At 67.7% G+C, this 14,290-nt stretch carries 15 protein-coding genes; 8 read left to right on the forward strand and 7 right to left on the reverse strand.

From position 1 onward, the window contains the following. Positions 1–106: 106 nt before the first annotated feature. From Q0044_RS15870 to rpsF, 4 genes are all read right to left on the reverse strand, one after another. Positions 107–2,572, reverse strand: coding sequence for a TonB-dependent receptor plug domain-containing protein (locus Q0044_RS15870; RefSeq protein WP_298163439.1), 2,466 nt, complete (start codon positions 2,570–2,572; stop codon positions 107–109). A 313-nt stretch (positions 2,573–2,885) separates the two neighbouring features. Further along, positions 2,886–3,470: a 50S ribosomal protein L9 gene (gene rplI, locus Q0044_RS15875; RefSeq protein ID WP_298163441.1), complete on the reverse strand. Its 585-nt coding sequence runs from the start codon at positions 3,468–3,470 to the stop codon at positions 2,886–2,888. Between the two features lies 1 nt (position 3,471). Then, positions 3,472–3,756, reverse strand: coding sequence for a 30S ribosomal protein S18 (gene rpsR, locus Q0044_RS15880; RefSeq protein ID WP_298163442.1), 285 nt, complete (start codon positions 3,754–3,756; stop codon positions 3,472–3,474). Positions 3,757–3,770: 14 nt separating this feature from the next. Next, the gene (gene rpsF, locus Q0044_RS15885) at positions 3,771–4,154 is read right to left on the reverse strand and encodes a 30S ribosomal protein S6 (protein WP_298163443.1); all 384 of its coding nucleotides are present in this window, start codon (positions 4,152–4,154) and stop codon (positions 3,771–3,773) included. 248 nt (positions 4,155–4,402) lie between these two features. On the opposite strand from rpsF, the gene fabD reads away from it, so the two are divergent. The 8 genes from fabD to gmk all read left to right on the forward strand — a co-directional run bounded on the left by fabD (position 4,403) and on the right by gmk (position 10,995). After that, the gene (gene fabD, locus Q0044_RS15890) at positions 4,403–5,347 is read left to right on the forward strand and encodes an ACP S-malonyltransferase (RefSeq protein WP_298163444.1); all 945 of its coding nucleotides are present in this window, start codon (positions 4,403–4,405) and stop codon (positions 5,345–5,347) included. A gap of 142 nt (positions 5,348–5,489) precedes the next feature. Continuing rightward, a complete protein-coding gene (fabG, locus tag Q0044_RS15895; protein WP_298163445.1) occupies positions 5,490–6,230 on the forward strand; it encodes a 3-oxoacyl-[acyl-carrier-protein] reductase in 741 nt (246 codons plus the stop codon). A 19-nt stretch (positions 6,231–6,249) separates the two neighbouring features. Next, positions 6,250–6,441 carry a hypothetical protein gene (locus Q0044_RS15900; RefSeq protein ID WP_298163446.1) on the forward strand — a complete coding sequence of 64 codons (192 nt, stop codon included), beginning with the start codon at positions 6,250–6,252 and terminating at the stop codon, positions 6,439–6,441. Between the two features lie 202 nt (positions 6,442–6,643). After that, the gene (locus tag Q0044_RS15905) at positions 6,644–6,883 is read left to right on the forward strand and encodes an acyl carrier protein (RefSeq protein ID WP_013270001.1); all 240 of its coding nucleotides are present in this window, start codon (positions 6,644–6,646) and stop codon (positions 6,881–6,883) included. Positions 6,884–6,988: 105 nt separating this feature from the next. Further along, positions 6,989–8,269: a beta-ketoacyl-ACP synthase II gene (gene fabF / locus Q0044_RS15910; protein WP_298163448.1), complete on the forward strand. Its 1,281-nt coding sequence runs from the start codon at positions 6,989–6,991 to the stop codon at positions 8,267–8,269. Positions 8,270–8,271: 2 nt separating this feature from the next. After that, on the forward strand, positions 8,272–9,483 hold the full coding sequence (gene mltG / locus Q0044_RS15915; protein WP_298163449.1) for an endolytic transglycosylase MltG: 1,212 nt from the start codon (positions 8,272–8,274) through the stop codon (positions 9,481–9,483). A gap of 14 nt (positions 9,484–9,497) precedes the next feature. Beyond that, complete coding sequence (locus Q0044_RS15920; RefSeq protein ID WP_298163536.1) at positions 9,498–10,364, forward strand: YicC/YloC family endoribonuclease; 867 nt, start codon at positions 9,498–9,500, stop codon at positions 10,362–10,364. Then, a complete protein-coding gene (gene gmk / locus Q0044_RS15925) occupies positions 10,354–10,995 on the forward strand; it encodes a guanylate kinase (protein WP_298163450.1) in 642 nt (213 codons plus the stop codon). Before Q0044_RS15920 ends, gmk begins: the two co-directional genes overlap by 11 nt. 233 nt (positions 10,996–11,228) lie before the next feature. Here the strand turns inward: gmk and Q0044_RS15930 are convergent, their stop codons facing one another. From Q0044_RS15930 to rsmA, 3 genes are all read right to left on the reverse strand, one after another. Then, positions 11,229–12,362 carry a pyridoxal phosphate-dependent aminotransferase gene (locus Q0044_RS15930; protein ID WP_298163451.1) on the reverse strand — a complete coding sequence of 378 codons (1,134 nt, stop codon included), beginning with the start codon at positions 12,360–12,362 and terminating at the stop codon, positions 11,229–11,231. Positions 12,363–12,425: 63 nt separating this feature from the next. After that, positions 12,426–13,349 carry a dienelactone hydrolase family protein gene (locus Q0044_RS15935; protein WP_298163452.1) on the reverse strand — a complete coding sequence of 308 codons (924 nt, stop codon included), beginning with the start codon at positions 13,347–13,349 and terminating at the stop codon, positions 12,426–12,428. Positions 13,350–13,424: 75 nt separating this feature from the next. Further along, positions 13,425–14,243 (reverse strand): 16S rRNA (adenine(1518)-N(6)/adenine(1519)-N(6))-dimethyltransferase RsmA, encoded by an 819-nt coding sequence (gene rsmA / locus Q0044_RS15940; RefSeq protein WP_298163453.1) that lies wholly within the window; start codon positions 14,241–14,243, stop codon positions 13,425–13,427. Positions 14,244–14,290 lie beyond the last annotated feature (47 nt).

Consider the following 14,290-nt stretch of genomic DNA (forward strand, 5'->3'; position numbering starts at 1 on the left):
CAGACGTCCAGATGAGCCATAGTCCGTGACGGAACCAAGGCGATGATCGCAAAACGGCGCGGAGATTTCTCTCCGCGCCGTTCCAGCCCTCAAGGTTGAGAGGAGCCTAGAAGTTGTAGCTGACCCGGGCGAACAGGAAGCGTCCGTTGAAGCCGTAGGGTGAGAAGCTGGGGAAGCCGACCGAACCCGTGCCGCCGTTGATCGTGGACGGCGTGAAGTTCGGATACTCGTCCGTGAGGTTGTTGACGCCGACCGCGGCCGTGACGCCGATCGGGAAGGTGTAACGGCCCTCCAGATCGATCAGGGTCGCATCGCCGGACTGGTAGTCCAAGGTCGAGTTGTTGTTGGCGATCAGGACGCTTCCGTAATAGGTCGCGCGGGCCGTGGCGGAGAAGTCGCCGAGGGTCCAGTCGACGCTGCCGACGACCTTGCGCTTGGGCGTGCCGTCCGAGAACGAGAGCTGGTTGGCGCGGTCGAACAGATAGCCCGGCGAGGTCGGGATGGCGACGGTGGAAGGCACCTCCGGCAGTTCCGTGATCTCGGTCGCGTTGAAGTTCGCGGCGCCCGTGAAGGTGAACTGGCCGAAGTCCTGCTGGGTGCGGTAGCGCGCCACGACGTCCACGCCGTTGGTCGAGGTGCCGACACCGTTCAGGAAGAAACGGGCGCCGGTCACGCCGAACGGCGCCAGAAGGGCCAGGGTCGCATTGGTGGTGGCGGCCGTCTGGCTGGGCCGCGTCAGGCCGAGGGTCTCGGAGTAGATGATCCGGTCCTCGATATCGATGCGGTAGGCGTCGACCGTCAGCTCGAACCCGCCGTTGCGCAGGATGAAGCCGCCCGAGAAGTTGGTCGAGTGCTCCGGCTCCAGCGGGCGCGATCCCAGGGCGATGGCGACCGGGTCGTTGACACGGAACGACCCGGCCTGGACCAGCGAGGTCACCGGCACGCCGCCGACCACGGTCGTCACCAGGTTGGTCGCGACATAGCTGAAGTACTGCTGCTGCAGGGCCGGGGCCTTGAAGCCGGTCGAGATCGCGCCGCGCAGGGCGAAATGCTCGTTGGCGTCCCAGCGTCCCGACAGCTTGCCGGTCAGGGTGTCGCCGAAGTCGGAATAGTCTTCGTACCGTGCGGCCAGACCGATGGTGACCGACTCGGAGAAGCGGCCTTCCAGATCGATATAGGCGCTGACGTTGCTGCGATCCTCATCGACCACGTTGGACGGCTGGAAGCCCGGGAAGCCCTGGGCGCCGGCGCCGGCGTTGAGCGGCCCCTTGTTGTAGGAGGTGGGCTCGCCGGCGGTGACCTCGAACGCCTCGCGCCGATACTCAAGGCCGAAGGCGAGGTTCAGCGGCTCGAACAGATTGGCGTCGATCTGTTTGACGCCGTCGATCGCGACAGTGAGCTGGTCGTAGGCGAGGCCGCCGGCGTCGAACGACGTCTTCGACGCCGCGCCGTAGGAGGCGTTGAGGCTGTTGATGACGCCGTAGTCGAGTTCGTTGCGGCCGTACCCGACCGAGACGTCCCAGTCGATGCCGGCGGCTTCGCCCTTGAGGCCGCCGAACAGGTTGTAGTCGTCGATCGCGGCGGTGATCACGGGCAGGAAGCCGCCCGGATAGATGGCCGTGACGTTGTTGGCGTTATTGAAGGCGCGCGCCGTGGCGGCGGATTCCGAGTCGCGGTGTTGATACCCGCCGAAGGCGTAGGCTTCCCAGCCGTCCTGCAGGGGCTTGCCGGCATTGAACCAGACCGACTGGGCGCTGGTTTTCGGATCTCCGAAGCGACCGAGGACGGTGGTGGACGATCCACCCAGGACGCTGCCCGGCGCGGCATAGTCGGAACGGTTGGTCGGATCGCGGTCCTGCACCTCGCCCGAAACGGTCAGGAAGCCGTCGCCGAACAGGGGCAGGCCGATCCAGCCGGCGAGGGAGACCTGCTCGCCGTCCTTGCGCTCGTGCGAGCCGCGGGCGGTGTCGAACTCGGTGTCATAGACGCCGTAGGTTGCGGTCAGGCCGCCGCCGGAGCTGGCTTCGCGAAGGCGCAGGTTGATCACGCCCGCGATGGCGTCGGCGCCGTACTGGGCCGAGGCGCCGTCGCGCAGGACCTCGACGTTGCCGAGGGTGACCGCAGGGATGGTGTTCAGGTCGAACGCGGTCGAGCCGCGACCGAGGTTGCCGTTGACGTTCACCAGGGCGGCGACGTGACCGCGCTGGCCGTTGATCAGGACCAGGGTCTGGTCGGGGGCGAGGCCGCGCAGGGTCGCCGGGCGGACGTGGTCGGAACCGTCCGAGATGGCCGGGCGGGGGAAGTTGATGGCGGGGGCGTTGGCGGCCAGGGCGGCGGCCAGTTCGGTGCCTGCGCCCTGGCGGGTCAGGACCTCGCCCGAGATCACGTCGACCGGGGCGACCGAGTCGAGACGGGTGCGGCCGACGGTGCGCGTGCCGGTGACGATCACTTCATCGACGGCGGTCGCCTCTTCCTGCGGCGCGGTCTGGGCCAGGGCCGCGATCGGGCAGGCGAGCAGGGTCGCCGCAGAGGAGAAGCCGAGAAGGACGGAGCGGGAAAGTCTGAAGTTCATGACGAGCCTGACGAGATGTGGCCTGCGCGGGACGCGCGGCGCGAGAGAAGGTCCGAAAGTCCGGCGTTGTCCGCCGCGTGGTTATCGGCCGAGCGGCCGCGCAAGATTATTGCGCGGACCGGCGCGGACGCTCCCTGTCCTGCAAGCTGGGTGCGTCCGATGGCCCGGTCAAGCCAGGGTTAACGCAAGCGACCAGGCTCGTTGCAATTTTGACATAGTTTCTGCGAGCCGATCGCGCGGCGCAGCAAAAAGGGCGTGTCCGGAGGACACGCCCTTTAGGTTCTCTACCGGTTCGTCGAACCGATCTGCAGGATCAGGCCTCGGAGCCGAGACCGTCCTGTTGGCCTGCGCCGCCTTCGACCATGTCGCGGGCCTGTTCGGCGGCCGCGTTACGGTCTTCGTCGTAGGCCGACTTGATCACGTCCTCGCCCTTCGCCTGGCGTTCGGCTTCGTCGGCCGAGCGGGCGATGTTGATCTTGACCGTGGCCGTGACCTCGGCGTGCAGGCGCACGACAACGTCATGGACGCCCAAGGTCTTGATCGCCGTGTTGAGGGCGATTTGCGAACGCTCGACCTTGCCGCCTTCAGCCTGGATGGCTTCGGCGATGTCGCGTCCGGCGACCGATCCGTACAGCTGACCGGTTTCGCCGGCCTGGCGGATCATGACGTAGGACTGACCGTCGATCTTGTCGGCGATCTTCTGCGACTCGGACTTGTTCTTCTCGTTGCGAGCCTCGATGGCGGCGCGGTCGAGTTCGAACTTCTCGAGGTTCTTGGAGGTGGCCCGCAGCGCCTTTTCACGGGGCAGCAGGAAGTTACGGGCGAAGCCATCCTTGACGGTGACGACGTCGCCGATGGCGCCGAGGTTCTCGACGCGTTCGAGCAGAACGACCTTCATCTTACTTCACCACATAGGGCAGGAGGGCCAGATAGCGGGCGCGCTTGATGGCCTTGGCCAGTTCGCGTTGCTTGATCTGGGACACGGCGGTGATGCGCGAGGGCACGATCTTGCCGCGTTCGGAAATGTAGCGCTGCAGCAGCTTGACGTCCTTGTAGTCGATCTTCGGCGCGCCTTCGCCCGAGAACGGGCAGACCTTGCGGCGACGATAGAAGGGACGGCGGCCGGCCGAGCCCGAACCGGCGGGGGTGCCGGGGACGTTGGCGGAGGAGGTGGTGTCAGTCATGGTTCCAGATCTCCTTACGCGACCACATCGGCGTCTTCACGCGGACCACGTTCGCGGTCGCGTTCACGCTCGCGCTCACGACGGGCCAGCAGCGGCGACAGCTCCAGGTCCAGTTCCTCGACCTTGACGGTCAGCCAGCGCAGGACGTCTTCGTTGATGCCGAGCTGACGCTCGACTTCGGCCATGGCCGGGGGCGGGCAATCGATCGCCAGCAGGGAATAGTGAGCCTTGCGGTTCTTCTTGACCCGGTAGGTCAGGTTGCGCAGGCCCCAGTACTCGATCTTGGCGACGGAACCGCCGCCGGCCACGATGAGGTCCTTGATGGTGTCGTTGAGGGCTTCGGCCTGTTGCGCGCTGATATCCTGGCGCGACATGACCGTGTGCTCGTAAAGAGCCATTCGGTAGTCTCCCTTGTAGGGCGTCGGCGCAGACGGACCGGGTAGAGTCCGAACCACGATGGATCCTGAAGCGGCGGCCGGGATGACTTCCCGAACCCTTTGGTGTTCCGCATCAGGACCGAAGCCCTGGAAAGCGGGCGCGTATAGGGGAAAAGGGGGCTGTGGGCAACTGCCAAAGCGCCCGGCTTGCCCGCGTGAGGCAACAGGATTACCCCTCCGCGCTTCTCAGGCAACCACGGACCCTCCTCATGACCCTCGCCCTCCTGTTCCCCGGACAAGGCAGCCAGGCGGTCGGCATGGGGGCGGCGCTGGCCGACGCCTTCGGATCGGCGCGCGATGTGTTCGCCGAGATCGACCAGGCCCTGGGACAGGATCTGTCCGGCCTGATGCGGAACGGACCTGAGGATCAGCTGACCCTGACCGAGAACGCCCAGCCGGCCCTGATGGCTGTGTCGCTGGCGGTTATGCGGGTGCTGGACAAGGAGTTCGGCGTCGCGGTGGACAAGGCCGCCTTCGTCGCCGGCCATTCGCTGGGTGAATATTCCGCCCTGGCGGCGGCGGGCGCCCTGTCGATCGCCGACACCGCCCAGCTGCTCAAGCTCCGCGGTCAGGCCATGCAGCGCGCCGTGCCGGTCGGGCAGGGGGCGATGGCCTCCCTGATCGGGCCGAAGACGGATCTGGCCCTGGCCGAGGCCGCCGCGGCGGCGGGTGCCGAGGTCGGCGTCTGCGTGGTCGCCAACGACAACAACAACGGCAATGTCGTCATTTCCGGCGAGAAGGCCGCCGTCGACCGCGCCATCGAGAAGGCCAAGGAACTGGGCGCGCGGGCCATCCCGCTGAACGTCTCGGCCCCCTTCCACTGCCCCCTGATGCAGCCCGCCGCCGACGAGATGGCCGCCGCGCTCGCCTCGGCCGCGCTGTTGGCTCCGGCCGTGCCTGTGGTCGCCAACGTGACCGCCCGTCCCGAGCGCGACGCCGACACGATCCGCCGCCTGCTGGTCGAACAGGTGACGGGCCGCGTGCGTTGGCGCGAGTCGATGGACTGGATGGCCACCGCAGGCCGCGTCACCCGCTTCGTCGAGATCGGCTCGGGCAAGGTCCTGACCGGCATGGCCAAACGCATCGCGCCCGACGCCGAGAGCCTGGCGCTGAACACGCCGGAAGACATCGAGGCGTTCGCGAAGTCGCTTTGAGCGTTTCCGCTCATCCCCGCGAAAGCGGGGACCCAGGGCTTTGGGTGAGCGGGCTGAGACATTGGTGGTGATGGCGATCCAGGCCATCGTGCCTCACACAAGAACTGGCTCCCCGCTTTCGCGGGGATGAGCGGAGAAAAGAATGTTCAACCTGACCGGCAAGACCGCCCTCGTCACCGGCGCCACGGGTGGTATCGGCGGGGCCGTCGCCCGCGCCCTGCATGCGCAAGGCGCCACCGTCGTCCTGTCCGGCACCCGCGAGGCCGTGCTGGCCGAACTGGCGAAGGAACTGGGCGAGCGGGCCCATTTCGCCACCGCCAACCTGTCCGACCCGGCCTCGGTCGACGCCCTCGTCGGCGTCGCTGAAGAAGTCGCGGGCGCGGGGCTCGACATCCTCGTGGCCAACGCCGGCATCACCAAGGACGGCCTGCTGATGCGGATGAAGGACGAGGACTTCCAGTCCGTCCTGACCGTCAATCTGGAGAGCTATTTCCGTCTGTCGCGCGCGGCGATGAAGGGGATGATGAAGCGTCGTTCCGGCCGGATCATCGGCGTGACCTCGGTGGTCGGCGTCACCGGCAACGCCGGCCAGACCAACTATGCGGCCTCCAAGGCGGGCATGATCGGTTTCTCCAAGTCCCTGGCCCAGGAAGTCGGCTCACGGGGAATCACCGTGAACTGCATCGCCCCGGGCTTCATCACCTCGCCCATGACCGACGTGCTCAACGAGCAGCAGCGCGAGGGCATCCTGCGGAACATTCCGGCCGGCCGTCTGGGAACCGGCGAGGAGATCGCCGCCGCCGCCGTCTATCTTTCCTCCGATGAAGCGGCTTACCTGACGGGCCAGACGCTCCACGTGAACGGCGGCATGGCGATGATCTGATCGCCGAAGGAGTCCTTCGATGATCGTCCTGCGCTACCTCGCCACCGTCCTCGCCGGTCCCCTGCTGCTGGTCGGCGTCATCTGGGTTCTGCAGGGCCTGAACATCCTGCCGGGCAGCTTCATGACGGGCCAGATCATCTGGGCCGTCTACGGCGCGCCCATGGCTCTGGCGGGCGGCGCGATGGCCTGGTGGGTCAACCGCCGGCGTTGATCAGGGGCTCCGGACCCACGTCGCCCGGCCGCGCGATTGCCGATCAAGGAGAGTTACGCCCTATTTCCCTCACCGAGGGGTGTGCTAAAGGCCCGGCAACCGGTTGGGTCAATGAGGCGTTGCCTCTTGCGCAAGCGGAGCCGTCGTGAGACGGCAAGACCACCATACGCCGCCCCGGCGGCTCTAGAAGGCAGAGACACCCATGTCCGATACCCTGGAACGCGTCCGCAAGATCGTCATCGACCACCTGGACGCCGATCCGGACAAGGTCACCGAAAAGGCCAGCTTCATCGACGACCTGGGCGCTGACTCGCTCGACAACGTCGAACTGGTCATGGCCTTCGAGGAAGAGTTCGACATCGAAATCCCCGACGACGCCGCCGAGCACATCCAGACCGTCGGCGACGCCGTGAAGTTCATCGACGAGAAGACCGCGGCCTAAGCCAAGGTCCCAACGGCATTCAGTGGCCGCCCGGCCCTCCTAGCGGAGAGGCCCGGCGGCCATTATTGTTTCTGATTCAGGTGTTCCGGAGCGGAGTTCGAAATCATGCGTCGCGTCGTCGTCACTGGTCTCGGTCTCGTCACGCCCCTCGGCAACGGGGTCGAGCACAGCTGGAAGGGCATCGTCGAGGGCCGTTCGGGCATTCGGCCGATCACCGCCTTCGATACCGAGGGCTACGGCTGCACGATCGCGGGCGAGGTTCCGAGCGTGGACGGGCGCGGCGGCGGCGGTCCTGACGTCCCTGGCAGTTTCGATCCCGACGCCATCATGTCCGCCAAGGACCGGAAGCGCGTCGACGACTTCATCCTGTTCGGCATCGCCGCGGCCGACGAGGCCCTGAACGACGCGAACTGGCATCCCGAGACCGACGAGGACAAGGAACGCACCGGGGTGATGATGGGCGCCGGCATCGGCGGCCTGGGTCCCATCGCCGAAAGCGCCCAGATCCTGGCCACCAGCGGCCCGCGCCGCATCAGCCCCTTCTTCATCCCCTCGGCCCTGATCAACCTGGCCTCGGGTCAGATTTCGATTCGTCACGGCCTCAAGGGGCCGAACCACGCCGTGGTCACGGCCTGCGCCTCCGGCGTCCATGCCATCGGCGATGCGGCCCGGATGATCGCCTTCGACGACGCCGACGTCATGGTCGCGGGCGGTGCGGAAAGCTCCATCGTTCCCATCGGCATCGCCGGCTTCCTGGCCTGCAAGGCCCTGTGCACCGCCTACAACGACACGCCGGAGAAGGCCTCGCGTCCCTATGACCGCGGCCACGCCGGCTTCGTCATGGGCGAGGGCGCGGGCGTCGTGATCCTCGAAGAGTACGAGCACGCCAAGGCGCGTGGAGCGAAGATCTACGCCGAGGTCATCGGCTACGGCATGAGCGGCGACGCCTATCACATCACCGCCCCGTCCGAGGACGGCGACGGAGCCTATCGCGCCATGAAGGCGGCGGTGAAACGGGCCGGGATCGCGATCGAGGACATCGACTACGTCAATGCTCACGGCACCTCGACCATGGCCGACTGGATCGAGCTGCGCGCGGTCGAGCGGCTGGTCGGCGACCACGCGAAGAACATGGCCATGTCCTCGACCAAGTCGATGACCGGCCACCTGCTGGGCGCTGCCGGGGCCATCGAGGCGGTGTTCAGCGTCCTGGCCATCCGCGACCAGATCGCCCCGCCGACGATCAACCTGGACGATCCTGAACACGAAACCGCCATCGATCTCGTGCCACACAGGGGCAAGCCGATGGAGATCGATGTGGCCATGTCCAACAGCTTCGGGTTCGGCGGCACCAACGCCTCCATCATCTTCCGCAAGGTCGGCTGATCGTGGCGAGCGCCGGGGGGCCGCTGAAACGGAAGCGGCCGGGTCTGGTCGTGGCGCTGCTGGCGGCGTCGGCGACCTTCAGCCTGTTCCTGATTGCCGCCCTGGCCTGGGGCTGGAGCGTCTACTATTCGCCGGGTCCGTCGGCGCGCGAAGGCGACGCGACGGTGGTCACCCTGCCGTCCGGTTCGGGCGTTTCGGCCATCGCTGCGACCCTGAAGAACGCGGGCGTGATCCGGTCGGTCGACATGTTCAAGGCCGCCGCCACCCTGACCGGCGCCGACCGTCGTCTGCGGGCCGGAGAATACGAGGTGCCGACACGCGCCTCGCTGAAGGCGGTCATTGGCCTGCTGACCGACGGACGGGTGGTGCGCCATTTCGTGACTATCCCCGAGGGCTGGTCTTCGGCCCAGGCGGTGGACATCCTCAACGCCGAGGCGATCCTGACCGGGACCATCGACGAAGTCCCCGAGGAAGGCTCCCTGTGGGCCGACACCTATGAGATTTCACGGGGAGAGACGCGGGCCTCGGTGATCGCCCGCATGCAGCGCGACGCGGCCGACAACCTCGCCGAGCTCTGGGCCAAACGCAGCCCCAACACCGTGGTCCGCACGCCCGAGGAGGCCGTGATCCTGGCCTCCATCGTCGAGAAGGAGACCGGCCTGGCCCGCGAACGGCCCCGCGTGGCGGCCGTCTTCACCAACCGGTTGCGGATCGGCATGCGGCTGGAGAGCGATCCGACCATCATCTACGGCATCACCAAGGGGCGACCGCTCGGCCGTGGCATCCGCCTGTCGGAGCTGCAACGCGACACCGGCTGGAACACCTATCTGATCGACGGCCTGCCGCCGACGCCGATCGCCAATCCGGGCCGTCAGGCGCTGGAGGCGGTGCTCAATCCGCCGGCGACCCAGGACCTGTTCTTCGTTGCGGACGGCACGGGCGGCCACGCCTTCGCCCGGACCTATGAAGAGCATCTGATGAACGTGTCGCGCTGGCGCGCGATCGAGGCGGGCAAGGCCCCGCCGGCCGAGACCCTGCCGCCCGGTACGGTCCCCGGCGCGCCGCCGCCCGGACAGGGCACGCCGGAAGGCGCGGTCGTGGTCCCGCCGACCGTGACCGGTGAGGCCGTGATCACCATGCAGGCACCGGGAACGGTGACCCCGTCGCGCACCCTGCGTCCCGCGACGCCCGCGACCCCGGCGGCGGGTCAGTGACCATACTCTCCGGCATGACCGGCTTCGGCCGGGCCGATGGCGCGCTCGACGGCTGGACCTGGTCGGTCGAGGCGCGGTCGGTCAACGGCCGCAATCTGGAAGTCCGCTTCCGGGGACCGAACGGGTTCGACAATCTGGAACGGCTGGCCAAGTCCGCCGGCCAGGCCCGCCTCAGCCGGGGTCAGGTCACGATCGGCATCCAGGCACGCAGAGCCCCGGGCGACGCCTCGGCCCTGAAGGTCAACGAGGCCGTTCTCGCCCGCTATCTCCACCTCGCCAACCAGCTGGCGGAGGAGGGGGCGACGCCGCCGTCCGCCGACGGTCTTCTGGCCCTGCGCGGCGTGCTGGACGCGGATGAAGAGGCCGAGGACCCTGAAGCCCGTGCGCCGATCGAGGCCGCCATGGCCGCCACGGTGGAACAGGCGCTGGACGCCCTGAAAATCTCCCGCGAGCGCGAGGGTGCCCAGCTGCGCCCCGTGATCGAGGACTTCGTCTCCCGCATCGAAGGCCTCGTCGCCGCGGCCGAAACCGAGGCCGCCGCCCAGACCGAGGCCGTGCGCGACCGCTTCGCCCGCCGCATGGCCGAACTGGCGCCCGACGCACCGGGACTTCAGGACCGGATCGTGCTGGAAGCGGCGGCGCTCGCCACCAGGGCCGATGTGCGCGAGGAACTGGACCGGCTGACGGCCCATGTCGCCTCCGCCCGCGCCCTGCTGGATCAGCCGCCCGCCGGCCGCAAGCTGGACTTCCTGATGCAGGAGTTCATGCGCGAGGCGAACACCCTCTGCTCGAAATCGGCTACGACCGCGCTGACCGCCACGGGCCTAGACCTGAAGGCGGTCATCGAGCAGCTTCGAGAACAGGTCCAGAATGTCGAATGAACGCACGCCCCGCCGGGGCGTCCTCCTGATCGTCGCCAGCCCCTCGGGGGCCGGCAAGACGTCGCTGTGCCGTCGCCTGATGGCCGACCATGGCGGGCTGGAGCTGTCGGTCTCCATGACCACGCGCGGCATCCGGCCGGGCGAGGTGGCGGACCGCGACTATCATTTCGTCTCGCCGGAAGAGTTCCAGAAGGGAATCGACGCGGACGCCTTCCTTGAATGGGCCGACGTCCACGGCAACCGCTATGGCTCGCCCCGCGCCCCGGTCGACAGGGCCCTGGCCGAGGGCCGCGACGTCCTGTTCGACATCGACTGGCAGGGCGCGCGCGATATCGCAGCGAAATGCCCGGAAGACGCCGTGCGGGTCTTCATCCTGCCCCCCAGCCTTGAAGAGCTGAAGCGCCGTCTGGTGACCCGGTCCCAGGACGCAGACGACGTCATCGAGCGCCGCATCGCCAACGCCAAGGGCGAGATCGAGCACTGCACGGAGTTCGACTACGTCTTCGTCAATGACGACTTCGACCGCTCCTATGCGGAGCTGGCCCATATCTACCACGCCGAACGCAGCCGCCGGTTCCGCAACATCTGGGTCCGCGACTACCAGTCGGCCCTGCTGGCCGAGGACGTCTAGGGCCTCTCCCGTTTTACGGGCCAAACGGCGATCTAGGAAAATAGTCGGATCGTGGACTTGCCTCCTGTCCAGACGTCCCTACCTCAGGCCTTGGTTTATGACAGGTTCGGAGCGCCCCCAGCGGCTGCTGAGTCCAGAGTTTTTGCACTTTATATGGAAGGTGTTGCCAACAACTAACTGTAATGTAACGATTTGCACTATTGCACTGTGTTTTTTCGGAGTGCAATTCCGGGTCAGGTGGATCGGGCCCCGAACCAGGGCGTGATCCGCCGCAGGGCCTCCTCGATCTCCGGCGTCGAGACGGCGAAGCTGAAGCGCATGAAGCGGTGGCCGTCGACGGGATCGAAGTCCACACCGGGCGCCGTGGCGACACCCGTGTCTCTCAGAAGCCGCTCGCAGAAGGCGACGCTGTCGTCGGTCAGGTGGCCGATGTCGGCCCAGATGTAGAAGGCGCCGTCGGGCGGGGCGATCGACTTCAGGCCCAGGGACGGCAGGGCCTCCAGCATCAGGGCGCGGTTGCGGGCATAGGTCTCGATATGGCCTTCCAGCACCTCGTGCTGGTCCATGGCCACAAGACCCGCGTGCTGGCTCAGCGACGGCGGGGTCAGGAACAGGTTGCCGATATAGGCCCGGGCCGTCTCGATCTGGTCGGGCGGGACCAGCAGCCAGCCCAGCCGCCAGCCGGCCATGCTCCAGTATTTGGAGAAGCTGTTGATCACCATGGCATCCGGCGCGAACTGCAGCAGAGACGGCTGGGGCCCGACGTAGGAGAGGCCGTGGTAGATCTCGTCCGACAGGATCTGGATCCCCTTCCTGGCGCAGACCCCGGCGATGGCGGCCAGTTCATCGGCCGCGATGATCGACCCCGTCGGGTTGGCCGGGCTGGCGATGATGACCCCGGCCGGGACCGGATCCAGCGCCTCGAGAGCGGCGGCGGTCAGCTGGTAGTGTTCGTCGGGGCCGCAGGCGATCTCCACCGGGATCATCCGCAGCGCCTTCACCGTGTTGCGGTAGGCGACGTAGCCCGGCCGCGCCATGGCGATCCGGTCGCCCGGCGCGAACCGCGACGACAGGCCCAGCACCAGGGCGGGTGACGCCCCGTTGGTCAGCAGCAGCTGATCCGGCGAGACCGTGACGCCGTAGCGCTCGTCGTACAGCCGGGCGATCCGGGCCTTGAGCGGGGCGCTCTCCCAATAGCCCATACTGTCGGCGTCGAGCACCCGATGGGCCTCGGCGATGGCGGCGGGCGGTGCCCCGGTCGAGGGCTGGCCGAACTCCATATGGATCACCGACCGCCCCTCCGCCTTCAGGGCATGGGCCAGGCGGCTGATGGTGATGGCGCGGAAGGGTTCGATGTCGGCGGTCATGGTGGGTTGTCTAGGGCCTTCGCTTGCCTATCGACAGGGCGATGTTCTGCGCCGTCGCCCGCATCAACCCGCGACGGGCGTTCGCGTGTGTTCATTGAACCACTCCAGCGTCCGGTCCCAGGCCTGGGCGGCCGTGGTGCGGTTGTAGCGTTCCGGCGTCGCGTCGTTGAAGAAGCCGTGGACCGAGTCCGGCCAGAGATGGCCTTCATGGCGAACGCCGTGACGCTCCAGTTCGGCGATCTGGGCCGGATAGGCCTCGGCCAGCCGAGTATCCAGCGCCCCGTGGTGGATCAGGATGGCCGCCTCGATCGCGGGCACGAGCTCTGCTGGCGTGGCCCCGCCGTAGAAGGGGGCGGCGGCAGCGAGATCGGGACCCATCAGCCCGGCCAGCAGATTCGACTGGCCCCCGCCGAAGCAGAAGCCGGTCGCCGCGATCCGCCCGTTGCAGTCCGGCCGGGTCTTGAGCCAGCGGGCCGCGGCGACGAGATCCCGCGTCATCTTCTCCCGGTCCAGAGAGGCGAACAGCTGGCCGCCCCTGTAATCATCGCCCGGGTAGCCGCCGACGCTGGTCAGGGTGTCGGGCGCGAAGGCCATGAAGTTCGCAAGGGCGAAACGGCGCGCCACGTCCTCGGTGTGCGGGTTCAGGCCCCGGTTCTCGTGGATCACGATCACGCCGGGCAGGAGTGCCGGCTCGGCGCTGCGCGAATCCGCGCTGAACGGGCGGACCAGATAGCCCCGGATGGACCCGTGCCCTTCCGGGGATGGCACGGTCACATAGTCGGCGCGGATGCGTTCATCGTCCTTGGCGATCTGCTGGCCCAGCGCATAGTTGGGCATCAGGGCCTCGACGATCACCGAGGCGGTCAGGCCCGCGACGGCATAGCGGCTGACGCCTCGGACGAAGGCGCGCCGGTCGATCTCTCCGTGGATGAAGCGGGTGTAGAGTTCCACAGCCCCGGCCGGAATCTTCCTTTGGTCGTCGCCCACGTCGGCCTCCCGTTTCTTCTCTCCGGACCGGAGAGGCCCGCAGTCTGGATCAAGGCGCGCGCCGACGCTACCGGCTCAGGAGCCGCAGGCAGAGGCCAGCCGCAGGAAACCGGCGATGTCGATGGTTTCCGCCCGCGCATCCGGGTCGATGCCGGCGGCCTCGCACAGGTCCCTGCCGCCGAGCTGTTTCAGGCTGGACCGCAGCATCTTGCGGCGCTGGCCGAAGGCGGCGGCTGTGACCCGTTCCAGCCGCTTCAGGGTCGCGGCGTCGGGACGGTCGGGGCGGGGGACGACATGGACCACGGCCGAGGCCACCTTGGGCGGCGGGGTGAAGGCTGCAGCCGGCAGGTGCATCACGATCTTCACCTCGGCCACGGCCTGGGAGATGACCGCGAGGCGGCCATAGGCGTCGTCGCCCGGCGCGGCCACGATCCGCTCGGCGACCTCCTTCTGGAACATCAGTGTCATGGACACGGGCGTCCAGGACCCGGTCAGCCAGTCGACCAGCAGGGGCGTGCCGACATTGTAGGGCAGGTTGGAGACGACGTGTGCGGGCCCCTCGACCAGCGTCCCCTGATTGACCTTGAGAGCGTCGGCCTCGACGACGGTCAGCCGGCCGTCGCCCGTGTCCAGCTCGGCCAGCAGGGGCAGGAAACGCGGGTCCTTCTCGATCAGGACCACCTTGCCGGCGTCGCTTTCGAGGATCGCGCGCGTCAGGCCGCCGGGGCCCGGTCCAACCTCGATGACCGCCCGGCCCTCGAACGGACCGGCGAGGCGGACGATCTTGCGGGTGATGTTGAGGTCCAGCAGGAAATGCTGACCGAAGCTCTTCTTGGCCAGCAGGCCATGGGCTTCGAGGGATTCGCGGAGGGGGGGCAGGTCGGTGGGATTCAAAGAGATTCCGCTCATCCCCGCGAAAGCGGGGACCCAGTTCTTTTGTG

Source organism: Brevundimonas sp., assembly GCF_027484365.1.
Lineage (GTDB): Bacteria > Pseudomonadota > Alphaproteobacteria > Caulobacterales > Caulobacteraceae > Brevundimonas.